Origin of the sequence: Streptococcus mitis SK575, assembly GCF_000257865.1 — a bacterium.
GTDB classification, from domain to species: domain Bacteria; phylum Bacillota; class Bacilli; order Lactobacillales; family Streptococcaceae; genus Streptococcus; species Streptococcus mitis_CQ.
Genome location: NZ_AICU01000077.1, coordinates 1 through 20,515, shown reverse-complemented (window position 1 = coordinate 20,515; position 20,515 = coordinate 1). Strand labels below are relative to the sequence as shown.

24 protein-coding genes, 1 tRNA gene and 2 pseudogenes are annotated in these 20,515 nt (G+C 40.1%); 16 read left to right on the top strand and 11 right to left on the bottom strand.

The window, feature by feature from the left end:
* Positions 1-323 precede the first annotated feature (323 nt).
* The 5 genes from mutY (at position 324) to HMPREF1048_RS09750 (ending at position 5,224) form a co-directional block, all read left to right on the top strand.
* Entirely contained in the window at positions 324-1,499 is a 1,176-nt protein-coding gene (gene mutY / locus HMPREF1048_RS09770) for an A/G-specific adenine glycosylase (RefSeq protein ID WP_000886141.1), read from the top strand.
* Positions 1,500-1,554: 55 nt separating this feature from the next.
* Positions 1,555-2,262, top strand: a complete 708-nt coding sequence (gene yycF / locus HMPREF1048_RS09765; protein WP_000722071.1) for a response regulator YycF — start codon at positions 1,555-1,557, stop codon at positions 2,260-2,262.
* Positions 2,255-3,604, top strand: a complete 1,350-nt coding sequence (gene vicK, locus HMPREF1048_RS09760; RefSeq protein ID WP_000593403.1) for a cell wall metabolism sensor histidine kinase VicK — start codon at positions 2,255-2,257, stop codon at positions 3,602-3,604. Before yycF ends, vicK begins: the two co-directional genes overlap by 8 nt.
* 1 nt (position 3,605) lies before the next feature.
* Entirely contained in the window at positions 3,606-4,415 is an 810-nt protein-coding gene (locus HMPREF1048_RS09755) for an MBL fold metallo-hydrolase (RefSeq protein ID WP_000004963.1), read from the top strand.
* 86 nt (positions 4,416-4,501) lie between these two features.
* Complete coding sequence (locus HMPREF1048_RS09750; RefSeq protein ID WP_000824591.1) at positions 4,502-5,224, top strand: potassium channel family protein; 723 nt, start codon at positions 4,502-4,504, stop codon at positions 5,222-5,224.
* A 163-nt stretch (positions 5,225-5,387) separates the two neighbouring features.
* On the opposite strand, the gene HMPREF1048_RS09745 is transcribed toward HMPREF1048_RS09750, so the two are convergent.
* Complete coding sequence (locus HMPREF1048_RS09745; RefSeq protein WP_000981526.1) at positions 5,388-5,687, bottom strand: YbaB/EbfC family nucleoid-associated protein; 300 nt, start codon at positions 5,685-5,687, stop codon at positions 5,388-5,390.
* 185 nt (positions 5,688-5,872) lie between these two features.
* Between HMPREF1048_RS09745 and HMPREF1048_RS09740 the strand changes: the two are divergent.
* A pseudogene (locus tag HMPREF1048_RS09740) lies at positions 5,873-6,317 on the top strand (imelysin family protein); the annotation flags it as partial.
* 154 nt (positions 6,318-6,471) lie between these two features.
* On the opposite strand, the gene HMPREF1048_RS09735 reads toward HMPREF1048_RS09740, so the two are convergent.
* The 4 genes from HMPREF1048_RS09735 to HMPREF1048_RS09720 all read right to left on the bottom strand — a co-directional run bounded on the left by HMPREF1048_RS09735 (position 6,472) and on the right by HMPREF1048_RS09720 (position 8,559).
* Positions 6,472-6,831, bottom strand: coding sequence for a type II toxin-antitoxin system RelE/ParE family toxin (locus tag HMPREF1048_RS09735; protein ID WP_000323664.1), 360 nt, complete (start codon positions 6,829-6,831; stop codon positions 6,472-6,474).
* A complete protein-coding gene (gene relB / locus HMPREF1048_RS09730; protein ID WP_000213594.1) occupies positions 6,821-7,105 on the bottom strand; it encodes a type II toxin-antitoxin system RelB/ParD family antitoxin in 285 nt (94 codons plus the stop codon). Before relB ends, HMPREF1048_RS09735 begins: the two co-directional genes overlap by 11 nt.
* Positions 7,106-7,285: 180 nt before the next feature.
* The gene (locus HMPREF1048_RS09725) at positions 7,286-7,528 is read right to left on the bottom strand and encodes a type B 50S ribosomal protein L31 (protein ID WP_000710764.1); all 243 of its coding nucleotides are present in this window, start codon (positions 7,526-7,528) and stop codon (positions 7,286-7,288) included.
* A 95-nt stretch (positions 7,529-7,623) separates the two neighbouring features.
* The gene (locus HMPREF1048_RS09720) at positions 7,624-8,559 is read right to left on the bottom strand and encodes a DHH family phosphoesterase (RefSeq protein WP_000401756.1); all 936 of its coding nucleotides are present in this window, start codon (positions 8,557-8,559) and stop codon (positions 7,624-7,626) included.
* Between the two features lie 103 nt (positions 8,560-8,662).
* On the opposite strand from HMPREF1048_RS09720, the gene HMPREF1048_RS09715 reads away from it, so the two are divergent.
* From HMPREF1048_RS09715 to HMPREF1048_RS09690, 6 genes are all read left to right on the top strand, one after another.
* Positions 8,663-9,106, top strand: coding sequence for a flavodoxin (locus HMPREF1048_RS09715; protein ID WP_001162128.1), 444 nt, complete (start codon positions 8,663-8,665; stop codon positions 9,104-9,106).
* A gap of 115 nt (positions 9,107-9,221) precedes the next feature.
* Positions 9,222-9,488: a chorismate mutase gene (locus tag HMPREF1048_RS09710; protein ID WP_000362489.1), complete on the top strand. Its 267-nt coding sequence runs from the start codon at positions 9,222-9,224 to the stop codon at positions 9,486-9,488.
* Positions 9,485-9,859 carry a fluoride efflux transporter CrcB gene (gene crcB, locus HMPREF1048_RS09705; RefSeq protein WP_000712079.1) on the top strand — a complete coding sequence of 125 codons (375 nt, stop codon included), beginning with the start codon at positions 9,485-9,487 and terminating at the stop codon, positions 9,857-9,859. The genes HMPREF1048_RS09710 and crcB (HMPREF1048_RS09705) overlap by 4 nt, the downstream gene beginning before the upstream one ends.
* Entirely contained in the window at positions 9,853-10,182 is a 330-nt protein-coding gene (gene crcB, locus HMPREF1048_RS09700) for a fluoride efflux transporter CrcB (RefSeq protein WP_000237392.1), read from the top strand. The genes crcB (HMPREF1048_RS09705) and crcB (HMPREF1048_RS09700) overlap by 7 nt, the downstream gene beginning before the upstream one ends.
* 118 nt (positions 10,183-10,300) lie before the next feature.
* Positions 10,301-10,648 (top strand): 50S ribosomal protein L19, encoded by a 348-nt coding sequence (gene rplS, locus HMPREF1048_RS09695; protein ID WP_001068669.1) that lies wholly within the window; start codon positions 10,301-10,303, stop codon positions 10,646-10,648.
* A 42-nt stretch (positions 10,649-10,690) separates the two neighbouring features.
* Positions 10,691-10,762, top strand: a tRNA-Arg gene (locus tag HMPREF1048_RS09690).
* Between the two features lie 55 nt (positions 10,763-10,817).
* Here the strand turns inward: HMPREF1048_RS09690 and yidA are convergent.
* Positions 10,818-11,624, bottom strand: coding sequence for a sugar-phosphatase (gene yidA, locus HMPREF1048_RS09685; protein ID WP_000023501.1), 807 nt, complete (start codon positions 11,622-11,624; stop codon positions 10,818-10,820).
* Between the two features lie 12 nt (positions 11,625-11,636).
* The gene (locus HMPREF1048_RS09680; RefSeq protein ID WP_001003492.1) at positions 11,637-12,941 is read right to left on the bottom strand and encodes an HD domain-containing protein; all 1,305 of its coding nucleotides are present in this window, start codon (positions 12,939-12,941) and stop codon (positions 11,637-11,639) included.
* Positions 12,942-13,012: 71 nt separating this feature from the next.
* Between HMPREF1048_RS09680 and HMPREF1048_RS09675 the strand changes: the two genes are divergently transcribed.
* The 3 genes from HMPREF1048_RS09675 to ffh all read left to right on the top strand — a co-directional run bounded on the left by HMPREF1048_RS09675 (position 13,013) and on the right by ffh (position 15,396).
* Positions 13,013-13,390: a YwiB family protein gene (locus tag HMPREF1048_RS09675; protein WP_000702357.1), complete on the top strand. Its 378-nt coding sequence runs from the start codon at positions 13,013-13,015 to the stop codon at positions 13,388-13,390.
* A gap of 90 nt (positions 13,391-13,480) precedes the next feature.
* Entirely contained in the window at positions 13,481-13,813 is a 333-nt protein-coding gene (locus HMPREF1048_RS09670) for a putative DNA-binding protein (protein WP_000402073.1), read from the top strand.
* An 11-nt stretch (positions 13,814-13,824) separates the two neighbouring features.
* Positions 13,825-15,396 carry a signal recognition particle protein gene (gene ffh / locus HMPREF1048_RS09665; RefSeq protein WP_000863622.1) on the top strand — a complete coding sequence of 524 codons (1,572 nt, stop codon included), beginning with the start codon at positions 13,825-13,827 and terminating at the stop codon, positions 15,394-15,396.
* Positions 15,397-15,642: 246 nt separating this feature from the next.
* Here the strand turns inward: ffh and HMPREF1048_RS09660 are convergent.
* The 4 genes and pseudogenes from HMPREF1048_RS09660 to HMPREF1048_RS09645 form a co-directional block, all read right to left on the bottom strand.
* Positions 15,643-15,888 (bottom strand): annotated as a pseudogene (locus HMPREF1048_RS09660) (solute carrier family 23 protein); the annotation flags it as partial.
* A gap of 46 nt (positions 15,889-15,934) precedes the next feature.
* The gene (locus HMPREF1048_RS09655; protein ID WP_000673652.1) at positions 15,935-17,173 is read right to left on the bottom strand and encodes an NAD(P)H-dependent oxidoreductase; all 1,239 of its coding nucleotides are present in this window, start codon (positions 17,171-17,173) and stop codon (positions 15,935-15,937) included.
* A gap of 18 nt (positions 17,174-17,191) precedes the next feature.
* Positions 17,192-17,797, bottom strand: a complete 606-nt coding sequence (locus tag HMPREF1048_RS09650) for an NADPH-dependent FMN reductase (protein WP_000915939.1) — start codon at positions 17,795-17,797, stop codon at positions 17,192-17,194.
* Between the two features lie 59 nt (positions 17,798-17,856).
* Positions 17,857-18,780 carry an FAD:protein FMN transferase gene (locus HMPREF1048_RS09645; RefSeq protein ID WP_001131402.1) on the bottom strand — a complete coding sequence of 308 codons (924 nt, stop codon included), beginning with the start codon at positions 18,778-18,780 and terminating at the stop codon, positions 17,857-17,859.
* 306 nt (positions 18,781-19,086) lie between these two features.
* On the opposite strand from HMPREF1048_RS09645, the gene nox reads away from it, so the two are divergent.
* Positions 19,087-20,466: a H2O-forming NADH oxidase gene (gene nox / locus HMPREF1048_RS09640; RefSeq protein ID WP_000036783.1), complete on the top strand. Its 1,380-nt coding sequence runs from the start codon at positions 19,087-19,089 to the stop codon at positions 20,464-20,466.
* The last annotated feature ends 49 nt before the right edge of the window (positions 20,467-20,515 follow it).

The following is a 20,515-nucleotide window of genomic DNA, read 5'->3' as shown; positions in this document are numbered from 1 at the left end:
CTTCTAAAATCTCTTCAAACCACGTCAGCTTCACCTTGGATTATATATGTGACTGACTTCGTCAGTCTTATCTACAACCTCAAAGCAGTGCTTTGAGCAACCTGCGGCCAGCTTCCTAGTTTTCTCTTTGATTTTCATTGAGTATTATTTGTCTCAAAATCAAACCATGAAGATGGATAATCGCATTCTATGATATTTTATTGATTTTCAGTTGAAGTCATATTAAAAATATTTAAGTAGAAAGAAAAGTCATATACTGTCTATTGAAAATATTATAAATCAGATAAAAAGACAGGTGAAACCTTCTGTGTTATACTAGAGATATGTTAGATTTGAAAGAATACGGTATTGTCATGTGGCCAGAGGAGAAGATTACTTCTTTCCGTGAGAAACTTCTCGCTTGGTATGATGAAAACAAAAGAGATTTACCGTGGCGTAGAAGTAAAAATCCTTATCATATCTGGGTGTCTGAAATCATGCTCCAGCAGACCAGGGTGGATACGGTTATTCCATATTATGAACGCTTCTTGGACTGGTTTCCAACAGTAGAAAGTTTGGCGAATGCGCCTGAAGAGCGTTTGTTGAAGGCTTGGGAAGGTTTGGGTTATTATTCTCGAGTACGCAATATGCAGGCTGCAGCCCAGCAGATTATGACTGACTTTGGTGGTCAATTTCCAAATACCTATGAAGGAATTTCTAGTTTAAAAGGGATTGGCCCTTACACAGCAGGAGCCATTTCCAGTATTGCTTTTAACTTGCCTGAGCCAGCTGTTGATGGTAATGTTATGCGGGTTTTGGCCCGTCTGTTTGAAGTCAACCACGATATTGGGATTCCTAGCAATCGCAAAATTTTTCAGGCAATGATGGAAATCTTGATTGATCCAGAGCGTCCGGGTGACTTTAATCAAGCTTTGATGGACTTGGGTTCAGATATTGAGGCGCCAGTTAATCCTAGGCCAGAAGAGAGTCCAGTGAAGGACTTTAGTGCGGCATATCAGAATGGCACAATGGACCGTTATCCAATAAAGGCTCCTAAGAAAAAGCCTGTCTCAATTTATCTTAAAGCCTTGGTGGTCAAAAATATTCAGGGACAATTTTTACTTGAAAAAAATGAAAGTGAAAAGCTATTGGCAGGTTTTTGGCATTTTCCCTTGATAGAAGTTGATAACTTTTCGCAAGAGGAGCAGTTTGACCTCTTTCATCAGGTTGCAGAAGAAAGTGTAAACTTTGGCCCCAGTCCAGAAGAGAGTTTCCAGCAGGACTATGACCTAGATGTTGATTGGCTTGATGTTTGTTTTGAGACTGTCAAGCATGTCTTTAGCCATCGAAAGTGGAATGTACAGATTGTAGCAGGTCAGGTGAGTGACTACCATGATTTTTCAGATAGGGAAGTTCGCTGGCTTTCACCAGAAGAGTTTAAGAATTACCCACTTGCCAAACCCCAACAAAAAATCTGGCAGGCTTATGCACAAGCCAACTTAGACAGTAGCAAAGACTAGCTATTGTGTTTTCTTGTTATTTTTTTGATATAATAGTAGAGAAAAAGGTGAACAAATGAAAAAAATATTAATTGTAGATGATGAAAAACCAATCTCGGATATTATCAAGTTTAATATGACCAAGGAAGGTTACGAGGTTGTAACTGCGTTTAACGGTCGTGAAGCGCTAGAACAATTTGAAGCAGAGCAACCAGATATTATTATTTTGGATTTGATGCTTCCAGAAATTGATGGTTTAGAAGTTGCGAAGACTATTCGCAAGACTAGTAGTGTGCCTATTATCATGCTGTCAGCTAAGGATAGCGAATTTGATAAGGTTATCGGTTTGGAGCTTGGAGCGGATGACTATGTAACCAAACCCTTCTCAAATCGTGAGTTGCAGGCGCGTGTTAAAGCTCTCCTTCGTCGCACGGACTTGGCTTCTGTAGATAATCAAGAATCAGATGAAAATAAAACTCAACCCTTGCAAATTGGGGACTTGGAGATTGTTCCAGATGCCTATGTTGCGAAGAAATACGGTGAAGAACTAGACTTAACCCACCGCGAATTTGAACTCTTGTATCACTTGGCTTCTCATATCGGTCAAGTAATTACGCGTGAACACTTGCTTGAAACGGTATGGGGGTATGATTATTTCGGAGATGTTCGAACAGTTGATGTAACGATCAGACGTTTGCGTGAGAAGATTGAAGACACACCAAGTCGTCCTGAGTATATCCTAACACGTCGCGGTGTTGGTTATTATATGAGAAATAATGATTAAACTAATTAAAGATACAGTTTTAACCAGTGATTTTATCTTTATCCTCATTTTACTTGGCTTTATTTTAGTAGTGACCTTGCTCTTGCTAGAAAATCGTCGGGATAATATTCGATTGAAGCAAATCAATCAAAAGGTAAAAGACCTGATTGCAGGAGATTATTCTCAGGTATTAGATATGCAGGGAAGCTCTGAAATTACCAATATTACTAATAATCTCAATGATTTATCAGAAGTAATTCGTTTAACCCAAGAAAATCTAGAACAAGAGAGTAAACGATTACATAGTATCCTCTCTTACATGACAGATGGCGTCCTTGCGACCAATCGTCGTGGCAAGATTACTATGATTAATGACATGGCTAAGAAACAGTTAGGTGTTCAGAAAGAAGACGTTCTTAACAAGAGTATCCTAGAATTGCTTAAGATTGAAGATGAGTATGAACTTCGTGATTTGATTACCCAAATTCCTGAGCTCATCATTGATTCTCAGGATGCTAATGGTGAGTATCTGAGCCTTCGTGTTCGCTTTGCCTTGATTCGTCGAGAGTCTGGCTTTATTTCGGGTTTGGTTGCTGTTTTGCATGATACGACTGAGCAGGAAAAGGAGGAACGCGAACGGAGACTCTTTGTTTCCAATGTTAGCCATGAGCTACGTACTCCTCTAACTAGTGTGAAATCTTATCTTGAAGCCTTGGATGAGGGGGCTTTGTGTGAAGCTGTAGCACCAGACTTTATCAAGGTATCTCTAGACGAAACCAATCGTATGATGCGCATGGTAACTGACCTCCTTCATCTCTCTCGGATTGATAATGAGACCAGTCATCTGGATGTGGAACTGATTAACTTTACTGCCTTTATTACTTTTATCCTCAACCGTTTTGATCAGATAAGAGGGCAGGATGAAGAGAAGAAATACGAACTGGTGAGAGATTACCCCATTACTTCAGTTTGGATTGAGATTGATACAGATAAGATGACACAGGTGATTGATAATATTCTCAACAATGCTATTAAGTATTCGCCAGATGGTGGAAAAATCACAGTGACCATGAAGACGACTGATGATCAGATGATTTTATCCATCTCAGACCAAGGTTTGGGTATTCCTAAGCAGGATTTACCACGTATTTTTGACCGTTTTTATCGTGTGGATCGCGCTAGAAGTCGTGCCCAAGGTGGAACAGGTCTGGGACTATCTATTGCCAAAGAAATTATAAAACAACATAAGGGCTTTATTTGGGCCAAAAGTGAATACGGTAAGGGATCAACTTTCACAATTGTGCTCCCTTATGATAAGGATGCAGTGAAAGAAGAAGTATGGGAGGATGAAGTAGAAGACTAGAATGAGTGAAACAGGCTTTAAATACAGTATTTTAGCGTCGGGTTCCAGTGGAAATTCCTTTTATCTGGAAACCCCAAAAAAGAAACTTTTAGTGGATGCCGGCTTGTCTGGTAAAAAGATTACTAGCCTACTTGCTGAAATTAATCGCAAGCCAGAAGACTTGGATGCCATCTTGATTACGCATGAGCATTCAGACCATATCCATGGAGTGGGAGTTTTGGCTCGTAAGTATGGTATGGATCTTTACGCCAATGAAAAGACCTGGCAGGCTATGGAAAATAGCAAGTATCTTGGCAAGGTGGATTCATCTCAGAAGCACATTTTTGAGATGGGTAAAACCAAAACCTTTGGAGATATCGACATTGAGAGTTTTGGTGTTAGCCATGATGCGGTCGCACCACAGTTCTATCGCTTTATGAAAGATGATAAAAGTTTTGTCATGCTGACTGATACAGGTTATGTTAGTGACCGTATGGCAGGGATTGTCGAAAATGCAGATGGATATCTTATCGAGTCTAATCATGATGTAGAGATTTTGCGAGCAGGTTCTTACGCTTGGCGACTCAAACAACGAATCCTATCGGATCTGGGTCACCTTTCTAACGAAGATGGTGCCGAAGCCATGATTCGGACGCTAGGAAATCGCACTAAGAAAATCTATCTTGGTCACTTGTCTAAGGAAAACAATATCAAGGAGCTGGCTCACATGACCATGGTTAATCAGCTAGCACAAGCTGATCTGGGAGTCGGAATAGACTTTAAGGTTTATGATACCTCACCAGATACCGCAACACCATTGACAGATATATAAAAAAGAAGGCGAATGTGCCTTTTTTCATATATTTTAGTAGAGATTTGGTGTGGTATAATATTAAAAAATGACATAGGAGAAATAATGTGAAAAGAAAATGGTTATTTAAGGATTACTATGACACAACGATTATCATACTTGCGTTAATCTCTGTTATTCTGGTATTGCATGGATTTGCTGAGATGGTCGATTTGGACAATCCTCCGTACAACATTATTGATTTACTACTTTGGGGTGTTTTTGTGGTAGATTATGGCTGGCGGTTCTTTTTAAGTAAAGAGAAATGGCGATTCATAATTGAAAATATCTTTGATCTGCTAGCTATCCTGCCTTTAAATGCTATTTTTACAGTGTTTCGATTAGGACGTATCTTTCGCCTAGCAAGGCTGACAAAATTACTGAAGCTGACTCGTCTTTTAAGAATCGTTGGATTAACTGGCAAGCTGGAAAAGAAGGTAAGCAAACTCTTACGAACAAATGGCTTACTTTATATTCTTTATCTCAATTTCTTTATTGTATTGCTAGGGAGTTCGATTTTATCCGTTGTTGAAGAAAAATCTTTCTCAGATAGTCTTTGGTGGTCTATTGTAACTGTAACGACAGTGGGTTATGGGGATATTATTCCTACTTCAATTTTTGGTAAATGGTTAGCTGTCTTATTAATGCTTGTCGATATTGGAACAATAGGAATGTTAACGAGTGCCTTGACGAACTTTTTTGTAAAGGAGAATCCAGATGAACAGATACAATTTGCTAAACTCCAAGATGAATTATCTAGTCAGAGAATATTAATAGAGAAACAATCTTAAAAGATAGAAGAACTACATCGAATGATAAAAGACTTAGTTGAAAAAATATAATAAAGGTGAGACAAAACTTGATTCGAGGAGAAATCAAGTAAGTCTTGACACAATAAAACGCATAATATCGAGGTCTTCTGGCACCTTACATTATGCGTTTTTGTGATTTTTATTAGAATGGCAATTTCCCTGCGAAAGCACCTAATTTTTTCTTAGTCGTTTCATCGATTTGTTCAAGAGCTGAGTTGATGGCTTGAACAGTCATATCAGAAAGGGTTTCGAGGTCTTCTGGGTCAACGACAGCTGGATTGAAGTCAATGCTGACAACTTTCTTATCGCCAGTTAAGGTCGCTTGGACAAGATCTTGAGCAGATTTGCCAACAAATTGCATAGCTGCAAGTTCAGCTTGGCTTTGTTCCATTTGTTTTTGAAGTTTTTGTGCTTGGCGCATCATGTTTTGCATGTTCATCATGGTGATTTATAGTTTCCTTTTATCTTATTTTCCTTCTTATTTTATCAATTTTGAGGTTAAAAGTCTATTGTTAGTATAAATCCCCCAACATTAAATTTTCTGAAAATTTATTAAAAAATGAGTGGAAACGTGGTATAATGAGACGTAAAATTAATTCAGGTTTCCTGAACCGATAGGAGTAAATAATGAAAAAACTAGATTTTGTCCTTTTATCTTCAGTCTTGCTATTGACAAGCTTGTGCTGTTGGGTTTGAAAAATCAGCAGATACAACCGATTCATCTAAGGTTACAGCCTTGTCTGAAGACAAGTAGAAAATGCTTGATAAGGCCACTGCTGACTATAAGACTTTTGTGCAAGAGCAAATTGATAAACTTTTGACAGATACGGAAGGCTTTGTCAAACTGTTGAAAGAAGGTAAGTTAGAAGAAGCCAAGAAGGTCTATCCATTGATTCGTATGTCTTATGAGCGTTCAGAACCAATTGCCGAAAGTTTTGGTGAGTCAGATGTCAAGATTGACTTCCGTTTGGCAGACTATATGGACGAAAACAAGACCGAGAAAGGTTGGTCAGGTTTCCATCGTATCGAGCGTATACTTTGGGAAGACAATACAACAAAAGGAACTGAAAATCTAGATAAGGAAGAGTAAATCTGCACTAATAAAAAAACTTTGTTCTCTAGAAACCATCGTGTGGCTAGCTAGAGTGCAAAGTTTTTTTGAGTTTTTTATGAAAATGAAGATTGTATTCTTTATGAATATAAAGTATGATTAAGAGCAGTGGACATTAAAATGATGATTTTGAGTTTTTGTTATTTTTGCTTTGTAGCAAGGTAACATAGTCGCTTTTTGTGTGGAATAAGTGGGAAAGAAAAACAGTTTTTTGAGTTTGATCGATAAAGTAAAGCAAGATATACTGCCCGATAATTTTTCCTCGTGTGGGGTACTTACTATTGATTTTAAGTCCGATTTTTTCATCTGCATCAAAGCCAGCTTCAGGAAAGGTTTCTAAACTTTTTAAGCCGTCTAAAATTTTAACCACAGTATTTTTAGCAGACTGAGGTGATAAAAGAACAGTAGTGATATAATCATGAATACTGTCAATTGCCTGACTCACTTCAGTAGATAGAATCACTTTATAAGCCATATCGTAGCCTCATATCGTCTAGGGAAGTCCCTTGTCCGGATTCGTATTCTCTTAAGGCGCGTTCCGATTGGGCTTGTAGTTCCTGAATCAATCGCTCACGATGTAAATCTTCTGCAGTTTTTATTGGCAAATCCTGTTCGAGAACAATCTGCTCGATAAAAAGACTAATAGCATCAGTCATAGTCATTCCTTTTTCCTTGATGATAGCTCTAGCTTGTTCCATTGATGATTCATTGATTTTAAAATTGTATTGCTTAGTAAGTGATGTAGTCATGGTATATCTCCAATCTATACTATATATAGCTAGTATATATCTTTTATACTTTTTAGGCAAGAAAAAACTTTGTACTCTGGAAACCATTGTTTGGTTATTGAGAGTGCAAAGTTTTTTGAGTCTGGAACATGAAAACAGCAGTAAACAAAAAAGAACAGCCGAAGCTGTTCTTTTTTATCATTATTTGAGACCGTATTTTTTGTTGAAACGATCCACGCGTCCATCTGCTTGAGTGAACTTTTGACGTCCAGTGTAGAATGGGTGTGAGTCTGATGAAATTTCCACACGGATCAATGGGTAAGTTTCGCCTTCGAACTCAACTGTTTCGTTAGAGCGTTTTGTTGAACCGCTAAGGAATTGGTAACCAGTAGTTGTGTCCATGAAGACAACTGGGCGATATTCTGGATGGATATCTTTTTTCATTTTGCAATATTTCCTTTCTGCCATGGTCTCTTTGCGAGCCATAGATTGTTACCATACTAGTCTATCAGATTCTGAAAAGTTTGGCAAGTGTTTTATCAGTTTTTAAGCAAGTTTTTTAACTTTTGGTAGATGATTTCGTTTTCCTCTAGGCTATAGGAATTGGCACCACTTGCTAGAGGGTGGCCTCCGCCATCATGTTCCTTGGAAATCTCATTGATAGGATGAATTTTACTGCGTAAGCGAACTCGGTAGTGGCCATCAGCCTGCTCCACAAAAATTCCCCAGAGGCTCACACTGTCAATGCGTCCAGGTGCACCGACAATAGCGGCAGTTTCAGCATCGGTAACATTGAATTGTTTCAAGACTTCTTGACTCAGGATAACGCGCGCTGCACCATTTTCATCCACTTCCAGATGGTCGTAGATGTAGCCTTGCAGTTTAGCGATTTTGTAGCTCATAGTGTCCATTTTGCGAGTGAGAGCCGCAAAGTCAAAGTTCTGTTCTCTCAAATAAGCAGCCAGGCGAAGAGTCCGTGCAGTCGTAGAAGGATAAAGGAAGCGGCCTGTATCACCAATAATTCCTGCAAAGAGCAACTCAGCAGCGCGATCTGACAAGGCCAGTTGGGTTGTTTGGGCAAATAGGGTAATCATCTCGCTAGCGCTACTTGAACTAGTATCGACCCAAGACAGGTCACCGTATACATCATCATTTGGATGGTGGTCAATCTTAATGAGAAAATCACCTTGACGATAGCGCTTATCATCGATACGAGCAGTATTGGCCGTATCACAGACGATGACAAGGGCGCCTTGGTAGGCACTATCTTCAACAAGATCCATCTCAGCCATCCAAGTTAGAGTTGGTTCATCATAACCTACGGCTTTGATGGTTTTTTCAGGGAAATGATGTTTGAGAAGAGCTTTCAATCCCACTTGACTTCCCAAGGCATCAGGATCTGGTTTCATATGACGGTGAATGATAATCGTGTCGTATTCTTTAATTTTTTCTAAAATTTGATGGCAAATTTCCATAAATAACCTCAATTCTTTCTCATTTCATTGTAGCACAAGAATTTTTATTTTTAAAATGAAAAAGATGTGATATAATGGAGAAAGATAAATTGAGGAGGACGATATGGCATTAGCAAAAATTGTATTTGCCAGTATGACCGGTAATACCGAAGAAATTGCAGATATTGTAGCAGACAAATTACGTGACTTGGGCTTGGATGTCGATGTTGATGAATGTACAACGGTTGACGCTTCAGACTTCTTAGAAGCAGACATCGCTATCGTTGCGACCTATACTTATGGTGATGGTGAATTGCCAGATGAGATGATGGACTTCTACGAAGACCTAGCAGATCTCAACTTGAATGGTAAAATCTACGGAGTGGTTGGTTCAGGAGATACCTTCTACGATGAATTCTGTAAGGCTGTAGATGACTTTGATCGTGTCTTTGTGTCAACAGGAGCAGAAAAAGGTTCAGAGTGTGTTAAAGTTGATCTTTCTGCTGAAGAAGAAGATATTGAACGCTTAGAACAATTCGCAGAAGAATTGGCTGCTAAAGTAGGATAAGCACAAAAGTGCGCTGATGTAATCAATCAGTGCATTTTTCTTATCGAGAGTTGGGATTTTACTAGCCTATTTGATGGCTTTTTGATACAATAATTCAAATAAAGGAGGAGACTGTATGGATTTAGATAGTATTCGTCAAGAAATTGATCAAATAGATGACCAAATTGTCAAATTATTAGAAGCACGAATGCACTTAGTTGAAGGGGTTGTTGCTTATAAGAAGGCTTCAGGGAAACCGATTTTAGATACCAAGAGAGAAGCAATTATCTTTGAAAAGGTTAGGAGTCGTGTAGAGGACAAGCGCTATCAGGAGACTATTGTAGCGACTTTTTCGGACATACTCAAACGTTCGCGTGATTATCAGGATCAAAATATCAAATGAAAAAAGAACAATTTTATGCGCTAGGGATTTTTCTAGCTGCTATGTTGGGCGGACTGGTTCGCTACTTGGTTTCCACTTGGTTACCAGCCAGTCCAGATTTTCCTTTGGGAACCCTTCTTGTCAACTATCTAGGCATTTTCTGCCTGGTTTATCTTGTCAAGGGCTATCTGGTCTATAAGGGGACCAGTAAGGGCTTGGTTTTAGCGCTGGGGACGGGCTTTTGTGGTGGTTTGACAACCTTTTCCAGTCTCATGCTTGATGCTGTGAAACTACTGGATACAGGGCGGTATCTTAGTTTGGTCATGTATTTACTTTTGAGTATCGGTGGAGGTTTACTCTTGGCTTATTTTCTAGGGAGGAAGAAATGGTAATCGTCTATCTTGCAATTGCTTGTGGTTTCGGAGCTTTAGTGCGCTATTTCTTTTCCCGCTATAATCAAGCATCTAAATTGCCCCTCGGAACGCTCATAGCCAATCTTTTAGGTTGTTTTTTGATTGGATTATTCTACAATCATGTGGAGTCTAAGGAAGTCTATGCTATTTTAGCAACAGGATTTTGTGGAGGTTTGACAACTTTTTCGACCTTGAATGACGAACTCCAAAGGTTGCTAAGTGATAATAAGGTCTTTTATTCTTACCTGACTTTGACCTACCTAGGTGGTTTGGTTGCGATTTTTTTAGGAATTCTGCTATAAATTTCTTTACTTTTTTGTGGAAATTTGGTAAACTGTATCTTGTGTGTAATGGACGCACAAAAATACAGTTTATCCGCTGAGGAAGATTCCTCAAGATTGACAAAGATAGGAGAATAAAATGAATCCATTAATCCAAAGCTTGACTGAAGGTCAACTTCGTACAGATATCCCATCATTCCGTCCTGGTGACACTGTTCGTGTACACGCGAAAGTTGTCGAAGGTAACCGTGAACGTATCCAGATTTTTGAAGGTGTTGTTATCGCACGTAAAGGTGCTGGCATCTCAGAAAACTACACAGTTCGTAAAATCTCTAACGGTGTAGGTGTTGAGCGTATCTTCCCAATCCACACTCCACGTGTTGAAAAAATCGAAGTTGTTCGTTATGGTAAAGTACGTCGTGCGAAATTGTACTACTTGCGTGCTCTTCAAGGTAAAGCAGCTCGTATCAAAGAAATCCGTCGTTAATTCGACTAAAAAACTCTGCTTTTTCAGCAGAGTTTTTATCTAGCTCCCTTAGTTCAATGGATATAACAACTCCCTCCTAAGGAGTAGTTGCAGGTTCGATTCCTGCAGGGGGCAGTAATTAGACATCAAAAACCGCTCAGCTGAGCGGTTTTCGTCTATTCATACCCTTTTACAGTACCCATGTACGGATAGCATGGGCAACGCCGGATTCATCATTTGTTTTGGTGATGTATTTGGCGATTTTTTTGATTTCTGGATTTCCGTTTTCCATGACAACGGGGTTACCAACGACTTCCAGCATGGCACGGTCGTTTTCTTCGTCACCGATAGCCATGGTTTTATCTTTGGTCAATCCGAGTTTTTCAGCTAGGTGAGTGATGGCTGAACCTTTGTCCACATTCTTTTTAAGGAGTTCGAGGTAGAAAGGAGCAGATTTGTTGATGGAGTAGCGCTCATAAAATTCGGCTGGTATCTTTTCAATCGCAGCATCAAGAATCTCAGGCTCATCGATGAACATACACTTGACGATTTCCTTGTCAGCCATTTCTTCAGGTGTACGGTAGAAGATAGGCATGCTGACGAGGGTTGATTCGTGAACTGTGTATTTTCCGATATTGCGATTGGCAGTGTAGATACCGTCCTTGGTAATGGCATGCATGTGGACACCGAGCTTGCGGCTGAGGAATTCCATATCCAGATAATCCTCATAAGTCAAGGATTCGCTGATAATCTCATGTCCTGTAGCAGTTTCTTGGACAAGGGCACCGTTGAAGGTCACCACATAGTCACCCTCGTCTCTCAACTGCAAGTCGTCCAGAAGTTTGGCAACACCTGCGATAGGGCGGCCTGTTGCAATGACGACTTTGACACCAGCTTCTTTGGCATCTTGGATGGCAGAAAAGACTTCAGGAGTGATTTCCTTTTGGCTGTTGACTAGGGTTCCGTCGATATCGACGGCGATTAGTTTAATACTCATAAATTTCCTCTTCTAGTTTTTATTTGGGGTAAAATGATCGTTCTCAATCAAGTGTAAAAATTGCTGGGTGATACTTGCGAAGATGCTGTTTTGGTCCAACATTTCTTTTGGAAAATAGAAACGATTATCTCCGTGTCGACTGCCAGCAAGGGATTTGACGATAGGAGACAGGCTAGAGAGTTCGGCCAGTTCTCCATTCTTTTGTAAAATCTCAATCTGTGTCCTTGGGTTTTCAGATTCGGGCCGATAGATATCATAAGGGAGGTCAAAGTTCTTATGAATAGCAGTGTAGTAGTCGGGGTCAAAGCCGATGTCCTCAACCAATTTTCTCATGCTGGCGAGTTGATCTTGGTCCTCATGTGAAAAGGTAATGGATTTAAAGACCTTGCGGTTGACAAAGCGTTGCGACAAGTCTGCGAGAATCTTGTCAGGACTGGTCATCCAGAGCTGGAAGTAGGTATTCATCACACCATCATCCAGAGCTAGATAGTCAGACAAGGTCACATTTTTTTCAAAGAAAGGCAGGAGATGTGGAGAAGTTCGGGCAAAGAAATCTTTTTCTTCAGGATAGAGTTCCTTGGCGCGTTTGAGGAGATTCTGTAGGAGAACTTCCATGGCGCGTGTTGCTGGGTGGAAATAGACCTGCATATACATCTGGTAGCGACTGAGGACATAGTCTTCGATGGCGTGCATGCCATTGCGCTGAAAGGCGATACCATTTTCGACAGGACGAATGACTCGGAGGATGCGAGTCAGGTCAAATTCCCCATAGGATGCTCCTGTAAAATAGGAGTCGCGCAAGAGATAGTCCATGCGGTCTGCATCAATCTGACTGGAAATGAGTTGCACAACCTGCTTGTTAGGATAGGTATGATCAATAACACTGGCAACCTTTTCTGGAAAATCTGGCGCCACTTGTAGCAGGACTTGGTGAATCTCCGTTTCAGGACTTTGGATAATCTCCTGAGTAATGCCTTCATGGTCTGTATCAAAGAGATGTTCAAAAGTATGGGAGTAGGCACCATGACCAAGGTCATGTAGGAGAGCAGCGGTCATGGTCAAGAGAGACTCGGCAGGATTCCATTCCTCAGGATATTTCTCTTCAAAAATCTCCGTGATACGTCGTGCAATTTCATAGACTCCTAGACAGTGAGAGAAGCGACTGTGTTCTCCACCGTGGAAGGTGTAACTGGAAGTTCCCAGTTGTTTGATACGACGCAAACGCTGAAATTCTTTTGTATTAATCAAGTCGTAGATGATTTGATTATTGACATGGATGTAGTTGTGAACTGGGTCACGGAATACTTTTTCGTTCATATGACCATTATAGCAAAAAGCTAGAGTTTTTGGTAAAATAGTAGGACAAGAGACAAGAAAGAGGACCTGATATGAAGATTCGGATGCGAAATACGATTCAGTTTGATGAGCAGTTGGAAGTGATTGACCAGCTTTATGACGTGGAAGTGCATGAAAAAGGAGATTATAGCTACCTGCTTTTTTATAATGAGGAAAAGGAAAAAGTGGTTATTAAATTTCATGGTCAAGAACTGGTGATGAGTCGATTTTCCAATCCCAAGACCATTATGCGCTTTCTAAAGGATAGCGATAGTTTAGCCTATATCCCTACACCTATGGGCATGCAGGAGTTTATCATCCAAACTACCCATTATCAAGTTGATGGGCAAAAGATTGAACTAGATTATCAACTACAAAATCAAGAGGGACAACCCTTTGCCAGCTATCAATTGGAAATTACTTGGGGCTAGTCTCTTGTCTTTTTCAAATTTAGCTAGCTATCTTCTAGGATTAGCCTGCTAATGTGGTAGATTAGGCTAATTTTTGGTATAATAAAAGTTATGGAAATCGAAAAAACCAATCGTATGAATGCGCTCTTTGAATTTTATGCGGCACTTTTGACAGATAAGCAAATGAATTATATAGAGCTTTACTACGCTGATGATTACAGCCTTGCTGAGATTGCCGAGGAGTTTGGTGTCAGTCGTCAGGCTGTCTATGATAATATCAAGCGGACAGAAAAGATTCTGGAAGATTATGAGATGAAATTGCACATGTACTCGGACTACATTGTCCGCAGTCAAATTTTTGACCAGATTTTGGAGCGCTATCCCAAGGATAGCTTTCTGCAGGAGCAGATAGAAATTTTAACAAGCATTGATAATAGAGAATAAGAGGAAGAAAAATGGCATTTGAAAGTTTAACAGAACGTTTGCAGAACGTCTTTAAAAATCTACGTAAAAAAGGAAAAATCTCTGAATCTGATGTTCAAGAGGCAACCAAAGAAATTCGTTTGGCCTTGCTTGAAGCCGATGTTGCTTTGCCTGTTGTAAAGGACTTTATCAAGAAAGTTCGTGAGCGTGCAGTCGGCCATGAGGTCATTGATACACTTAATCCTGCGCAACAGATTATTAAAATCGTTGATGAGGAACTGACAGCTGTTTTAGGTTCTGATACGGCTGAGATTATCAAGTCACCTAAGATTCCTACAATCATCATGATGGTTGGTTTGCAGGGGGCTGGTAAAACAACTTTTGCTGGTAAATTGGCCAACAAACTTAAGAAAGAAGAAAATGCTCGTCCTTTGATGATTGCGGCGGATATTTACCGTCCTGCGGCCATTGACCAGTTGAAAACTCTGGGTCAACAGATTGATGTGCCTGTCTTTGCACTTGGAACAGAAGTACCAGCTGTTGAGATTGTACGTCAAGGTTTGGAACAAGCCCAAGCCAATCACAACGATTATGTCTTGATTGATACGGCAGGTCGTTTGCAGATTGATGAGCTTTTGATGAATGAGCTTCGTGACGTGAAAGCACTAGCTCAACCAAATGAAATTCTGCTCGTCGTTGATGCCATGATTGGTCAAGAAGCGGCCAATGTTGCGCGTGAGTTTAATGCTCAGTTAGAAGTGACTGGGGTTATCCTTACTAAGATTGATGGGGATACTCGTGGTGGTGCGGCCCTATCTGTTCGTCACATTACTGGTAAACCAATCAAGTTCACTGGTACAGGTGAAAAGATTACGGACATTGAAACCTTCCACCCAGATCGCATGTCTAGCCGTATCCTTGGTATGGGGGATATGCTTACTCTGATTGAGAAAGCTTCTCAAGAATACGATGAGCAAAAAGCCCTTGAAATGGCTGAGAAGATGCGTGAAAACACTTTTGATTTTAATGATTTCATCGATCAGTTGGATCAGGTGCAGAACATGGGGCCAATGGAAGACTTGCTCAAGATGATTCCAGGTATGGCCAACAATCCAGCCCTTCAAAACATGAAGGTAGATGAGCGCCAGATTGCTCGCAAACGTGCTATTGTGTCTTCAATGACACCTGAAGAACGTGAAAATCCAGATTTGTTAAATCCGAGCCGTCGCCGTCGTATCGCTGCTGGTTCTGGAAATACCTTTGTCGAAGTCAATAAATTTATCAAGGACTTTAACCAGGCTAAACAACTCATGCAGGGTGTCATGTCTGGGGATATGAACAAAATGATGAAGCAAATGGGAATCAATCCAAACAACCTTCCTAAAAATATGCCAAATATGGGAGGAATGGATATGTCTGCCCTGGAAGGAATGATGGGACAAGGTGGGATGCCTGACTTGTCAGCTCTCGGAGGAGCAGGAATGCCAGATATGAGCCAGATGTTTGGTGGCGGACTCAAAGGTAAAATCGGTGAATTTGCTATGAAACAGTCCATGAAACGCATGGCTAATAAAATGAAGAAAGCGAAGAAGAAACGTAAGTAAGACAAAGGAAGGCCGCAGGGCTTTCCTTTTTTAGAAAGAAGAAAAATGAGCACTTCCGTAATTGGAAATGCTCGTTTTTTGATGTGTTTAGACTCTTATACTCAATGAAAATTAAAGAGCAAACTAGGAAACTAGCTGTAGGTTGCTCAAAGCACTGCTTTGAGGTTGTAGATAAGACTGACGAAGTCAGTCACATATATAATACAAGGAGACGTTGACGTGGTTTGAAGAGATTTTCGAAGAGTATTAGTCTTTATTTTCGTATGGCAAGATTAAGTTCAAGATGATTCCTGTCATGGCTGATAGGGCAGTAACTAAAAGGGTAACTGGACCAAGTTTAAGGATAGCTCCTCCAAGTCCAAGGACTAACATAGCACTTGCGATGATGAGGTTACGCATTTGACCAAAATCAACACGTTCTTTAATCAAGACTTTCAAACCGTTGCTGGCTATAACTCCATAGAGAAGGATTGACATACCACCAAGAACAGTTGATAAAGAGTCACTAAAAAAGGAACCATAACGGTTCCTAAAATTATTAATTACTTGCTCCAGATGTAGCGTCTGCGCCACCACCGTGGCCTCCAGCATCACCTGAATCAGAAGCTCCAGATGTGGCATCTGCGCCACCGTGTCCTCCAGCAGGAGCTGCAGCATTTCCACCAACTAGACGTTGACCAGTTGTATTAAGGTACCAGTCAAGCCATGGTTGGAAATTAAAGATAATCTCATTAATTCCAGCATATGAACCATCTGGATAGTACATTGCTTGGTAATTATGGGTATTAATAACACCTTCAGGTGTTCCTGGCACAATTGTACGGACATATTCTTGGTCTCCGTTACGCAATACGCCGACAACCCATTCAACGTTTTTCATTCTAGAATCTGGCAATGAACCGTGTACAGTTCCTAAACGGTTTCCTGATTGAGCACGTACACGTTTACCAAACATTGTATTTGGATCTTGGTGTGCGTTATTAAAGTACAAGAATTGATTATTATCATCTGCAAATGTCAATTCAAATGGCATTGCCTTCAAGAACATGTCAATTTGGTTAACTGTCAAGATACCATGGTCTAATTTAACGTAAGTATCTCCAGAAACAGCTCCAACAAGTTCAGCTGCTTTTTCTACCCATTCAGGATCGTCTGGATCAACACCTTGAATGGTAGTTGCAATTGAATTTGTACAATATAAATCTTCTGGTGCAATTGGTTTTGGTTTTTTCAATTTTGAAACGACTCCCACATATTTTACAAAGTTGTCCAAGCATGTTTCAAGGAAATTAATAGTTCCTTCATTTGTGATATTGCCCTCATCGTCGAAAGCTTCTTTGGCTTTACCAAGAAGGAATTCGTTACCTGGAAGCGTATAGGCATTGACACCTGGAGCGTCAAGAATCTTACGAAGGTGAACTTGGGCACGAGAAGTACCTTGGTCGTAGTAAGAAGCTCCCACAATCATGACTGGTTTGTTTTCAAATGGATGAACTTCGTATGAAAGCCATTCAAGAACAGATTTTAGAGAAGCTGAGATTGTGTGGTTGTGCTCAGGAGTAGCAATGATGACACCATCAGCACGTGTAATTCTGTTATACAAGAGACGCAATTGGAAGCTTTCGTCCCATTTTTCGTCTTGGTTAAACATTGGAACTTCGTCAATTTCGAGAACTTCTAATTCAAATTTGAGTTTGAAGTGACGACGGATGAATTCCAAGAGTTTACGGTTATATGATTGATCGTAGTTTGATCCTACAAGTCCAACAAATTTCATTCTTTTTGGTCTCCTATCTTACAAATTTTCCCAGTCAAAGTCTTCAGCATCTTTGCGAAGTAGGGCTTGTGCGTTGCGCAATTTTTCTGTAATTTTTACAAAGATACGGAAGTCGTCAAAAGTGGCATCCAGTTTTTTAATAACATCAAGATCTACTAGATCTCCACTTGGATTAAAGGCTTGAAGAGAATGTGAAAGCAAGAATTCATCAGGAAGGACACTTGCTTTGATTTCTGGTGCGTTTAAGATTTGGCGAAGTTGTAATTGGGCGCGTGATGAACCAAGTGTACCGTAAGAAGCACCTGTAATCATGATTGGTTTGTTCAAGAGTGGGTAAATACCATAAGACAACCAAGCAAGAGCGCTCATCAAAACAGCTGGGATAGAGTGGTCATACTCAGGAGTACCGATAATAACGCCATCTGCCTCTTCGATTTTAGCAGCAATTTCCAGAATTTCAGCAGGTACTTGCTTGTCAGCTGGCTTGTTAAAGACAGGGATATCCTTGATTTCAACAAGTTCAATTTCAGCTTTGTCAGCAAAGTGTTTTTGCATGTATTGAAGCAATTGACGGTTTGTAGAACGTTTTGAATTTGTTCCAACAATAGCAATAAGTTTTAACATGAGATTTCCTTTCTCTTTTTACATAATACGATTTTAAAACTCCATTGAAACAGTTGTCTCTATAGAGTAGGGATTCCTGAAGAACAGCTTAGGTGACCTTCCTTATCAATCAGAATCGCTTCGATTCCCTCCAAACTTTCGACTTGCCAGAGGATAGAAGCAGGTCTTTCTCCAAAGAGTCGAGTTGTCCAGATTTCACCATCAACTGACTTATCAGAGATGATTGTGAGACTAGCGAGTTCTGTTTCAACAGGATATCCTGTCTGACTGTCAAAAATGTGATGGTAATCTTTTCCATCGACTGTCAGGTGACGTTCATAAATGCCTGAAGTCACGACAGATTGATTGACAACAGGGATGGTCATTAAGTGATTTCCCCTAGGATTGGCTGGGTCTTGAATCCCGATTTGCCAAGGTTGATTCCCTCTTGCCTGATTTTTTCCAATAGTCAGGATATTCCCTCCCAGATTAATCAGGGCAGAAGTCACTCCCTCTGCTCTCAGAAATTGGGCAACCTTATCTGCACTATATCCTTTGGCTAGACAACCTAGATCAATCTTCATTCCTTTCTGCTTCAAGAATACAGTAGAAGTAGAAGAATCTAACTCGATATAATGAGGATTGATTAGAGGGAGCACCGATTCAATTTCTTGAGGCTGGGCGACCTTGGCATCTGAAAAACCGATACGCCAGGTTTGAATTAAGGGACCAATACTGATGTTGAGATGGCTAGAGGGCGCTAGGCTATGCTCTAACCCAAGTGAAATCAGTTCAAACAGGTCTGGATGAACCTTGACGGGGGCTATTCCAGCTTGATGATTGATTTCCATCAACTCAGATTCTTGGCTATTAGCGTTGAAGCGGTATTCTAGCTCTCTGAGTAAATCAAAGGATTTCTGGAGCAAGCTATCGGCTCGCTCATCCACTAATGAAATAGTGATAGTGGTTCCCATTAGGCGTTCAGAATGTGAACTAAGAGGCAAGCTACCAACTCCTTTCTCTTATGAAAAGAAGGTTGAAATATAGTAAATTTATGAAAAATGAACCCCTTACATTTTCTTTCCATGATACTAGCATACCATAAAGTCAGCGTTTTCACAAATAAAATTTGTAAAGATGTCAAGAAATATGCTCAGGAAATGAAGAAAAATTGCAAGAATCCGTGTTAAGATACAGATTATTTACAATTTTTTACAAAAAAATAGGAAAAATCAGCCAAACTCTTGTAAACGCTAACAGTAAATGTTATACTAGTAGGGTAAATTTAGAATGAAGGTAGGAAATTTTTTATGAGTAAGATCGTTGTAGTCGGTGCTAACCACGCTGGTACAGCATGTATTAATACTATGTTGGATAATTTTGGAAATGAGAACGAAATCGTTGTATTTGACCAAAACTCTAACATCTCTTTCCTAGGATGTGGAATGGCTCTTTGGATTGGTGAACAAATTGACGGTGCTGAAGGCTTGTTCTATTCTGATAAAGAAAAATTGGAAGCTAAAGGTGCTAAGGTTTACATGAACTCACCAGTTCTTTCAATCGACTATGATAACAAAGTAGTTACAGCAGAAGTTGAAGGAAAAGAACACAAAGAATCATACGAGAAATTGATTTTCGCTACAGGTTCTACACCAATCTTGCCACCAATCGAAGGTGTTGAAATTGTTAAAGGCAACCGCGAATTTAAAGCAACTCTTGAAAATGTACAATTCGTTAAATTGTACCAAAACGCTGAAGAAGTTATCAATAAACTTGCTGACAAGAGTCAACACCTTGACCGTATCGCCGTTGTTGGTGGTGGTTACATCGGTGTTGAACTTGCTGAAGCCTTTGAGCGTCTTGGAAAAGAAGTTGTCCTTGTTGATATTGTTGATACAGTCTTGAACGGTTACTATGACAAAGACTTCACACAAATGATGGCGAAGAACTTGGAAGACCACAACATCCGCTTGGCGCTTGGTCAAACTGTTAAAGCAATCGAGGGTGACGGTAAAGTTGAACGCTTGATTACTGATAAAGAAACTTTCGACGTGGATATGGTTGTTCTTGCAGTTGGTTTCCGTCCAAATACAGCCCTTGCTGATGGTAAGATTGAACTCTTCCGTAACGGTGCCTTCCTTGTAGACAAGAAACAAGAAACTTCACTTCCTGGTGTATTTGCCGTTGGTGACTGTGCGACTGTTTATGACAACGCTCGCAAAGACACAAGCTATATCGCCCTTGCTTCAAATGCAGTTCGTACTGGTATCGTTGGTGCCTACAACGCTTGTGGACATGAATTGGAAGGAATCGGTGTGCAAGGATCAAATGGTATCTCAATTTACGGACTTCACATGGTTTCAACTGGTTTGACTCTTGAAAAAGCTAAAGCTGCTGGTTACAATGCAACTGAAACAGGCTTTAACGATCTTCAAAAACCAGAATTTATGAAACATGATAACCATGAAGTTGCCATCAAGATTGTCTTTGACAAAGATAGCCGTGAAATTCTTGGTGCACAAATGGTTTCACACGATTCTGCAATTAGCATGGGAATCCACATGTTCTCACTTGCTATCCAAGAACATGTGACAATTGATAAATTGGCATTGACAGACCTCTTCTTCTTGCCACACTTCAACAAACCATACAACTACATCACAATGGCTGCCCTTACAGCTGAAAAATAAAAATGATGAACTATCTGGCCTTAGGTTAAGGTCAGATAGTTTTTTAGTT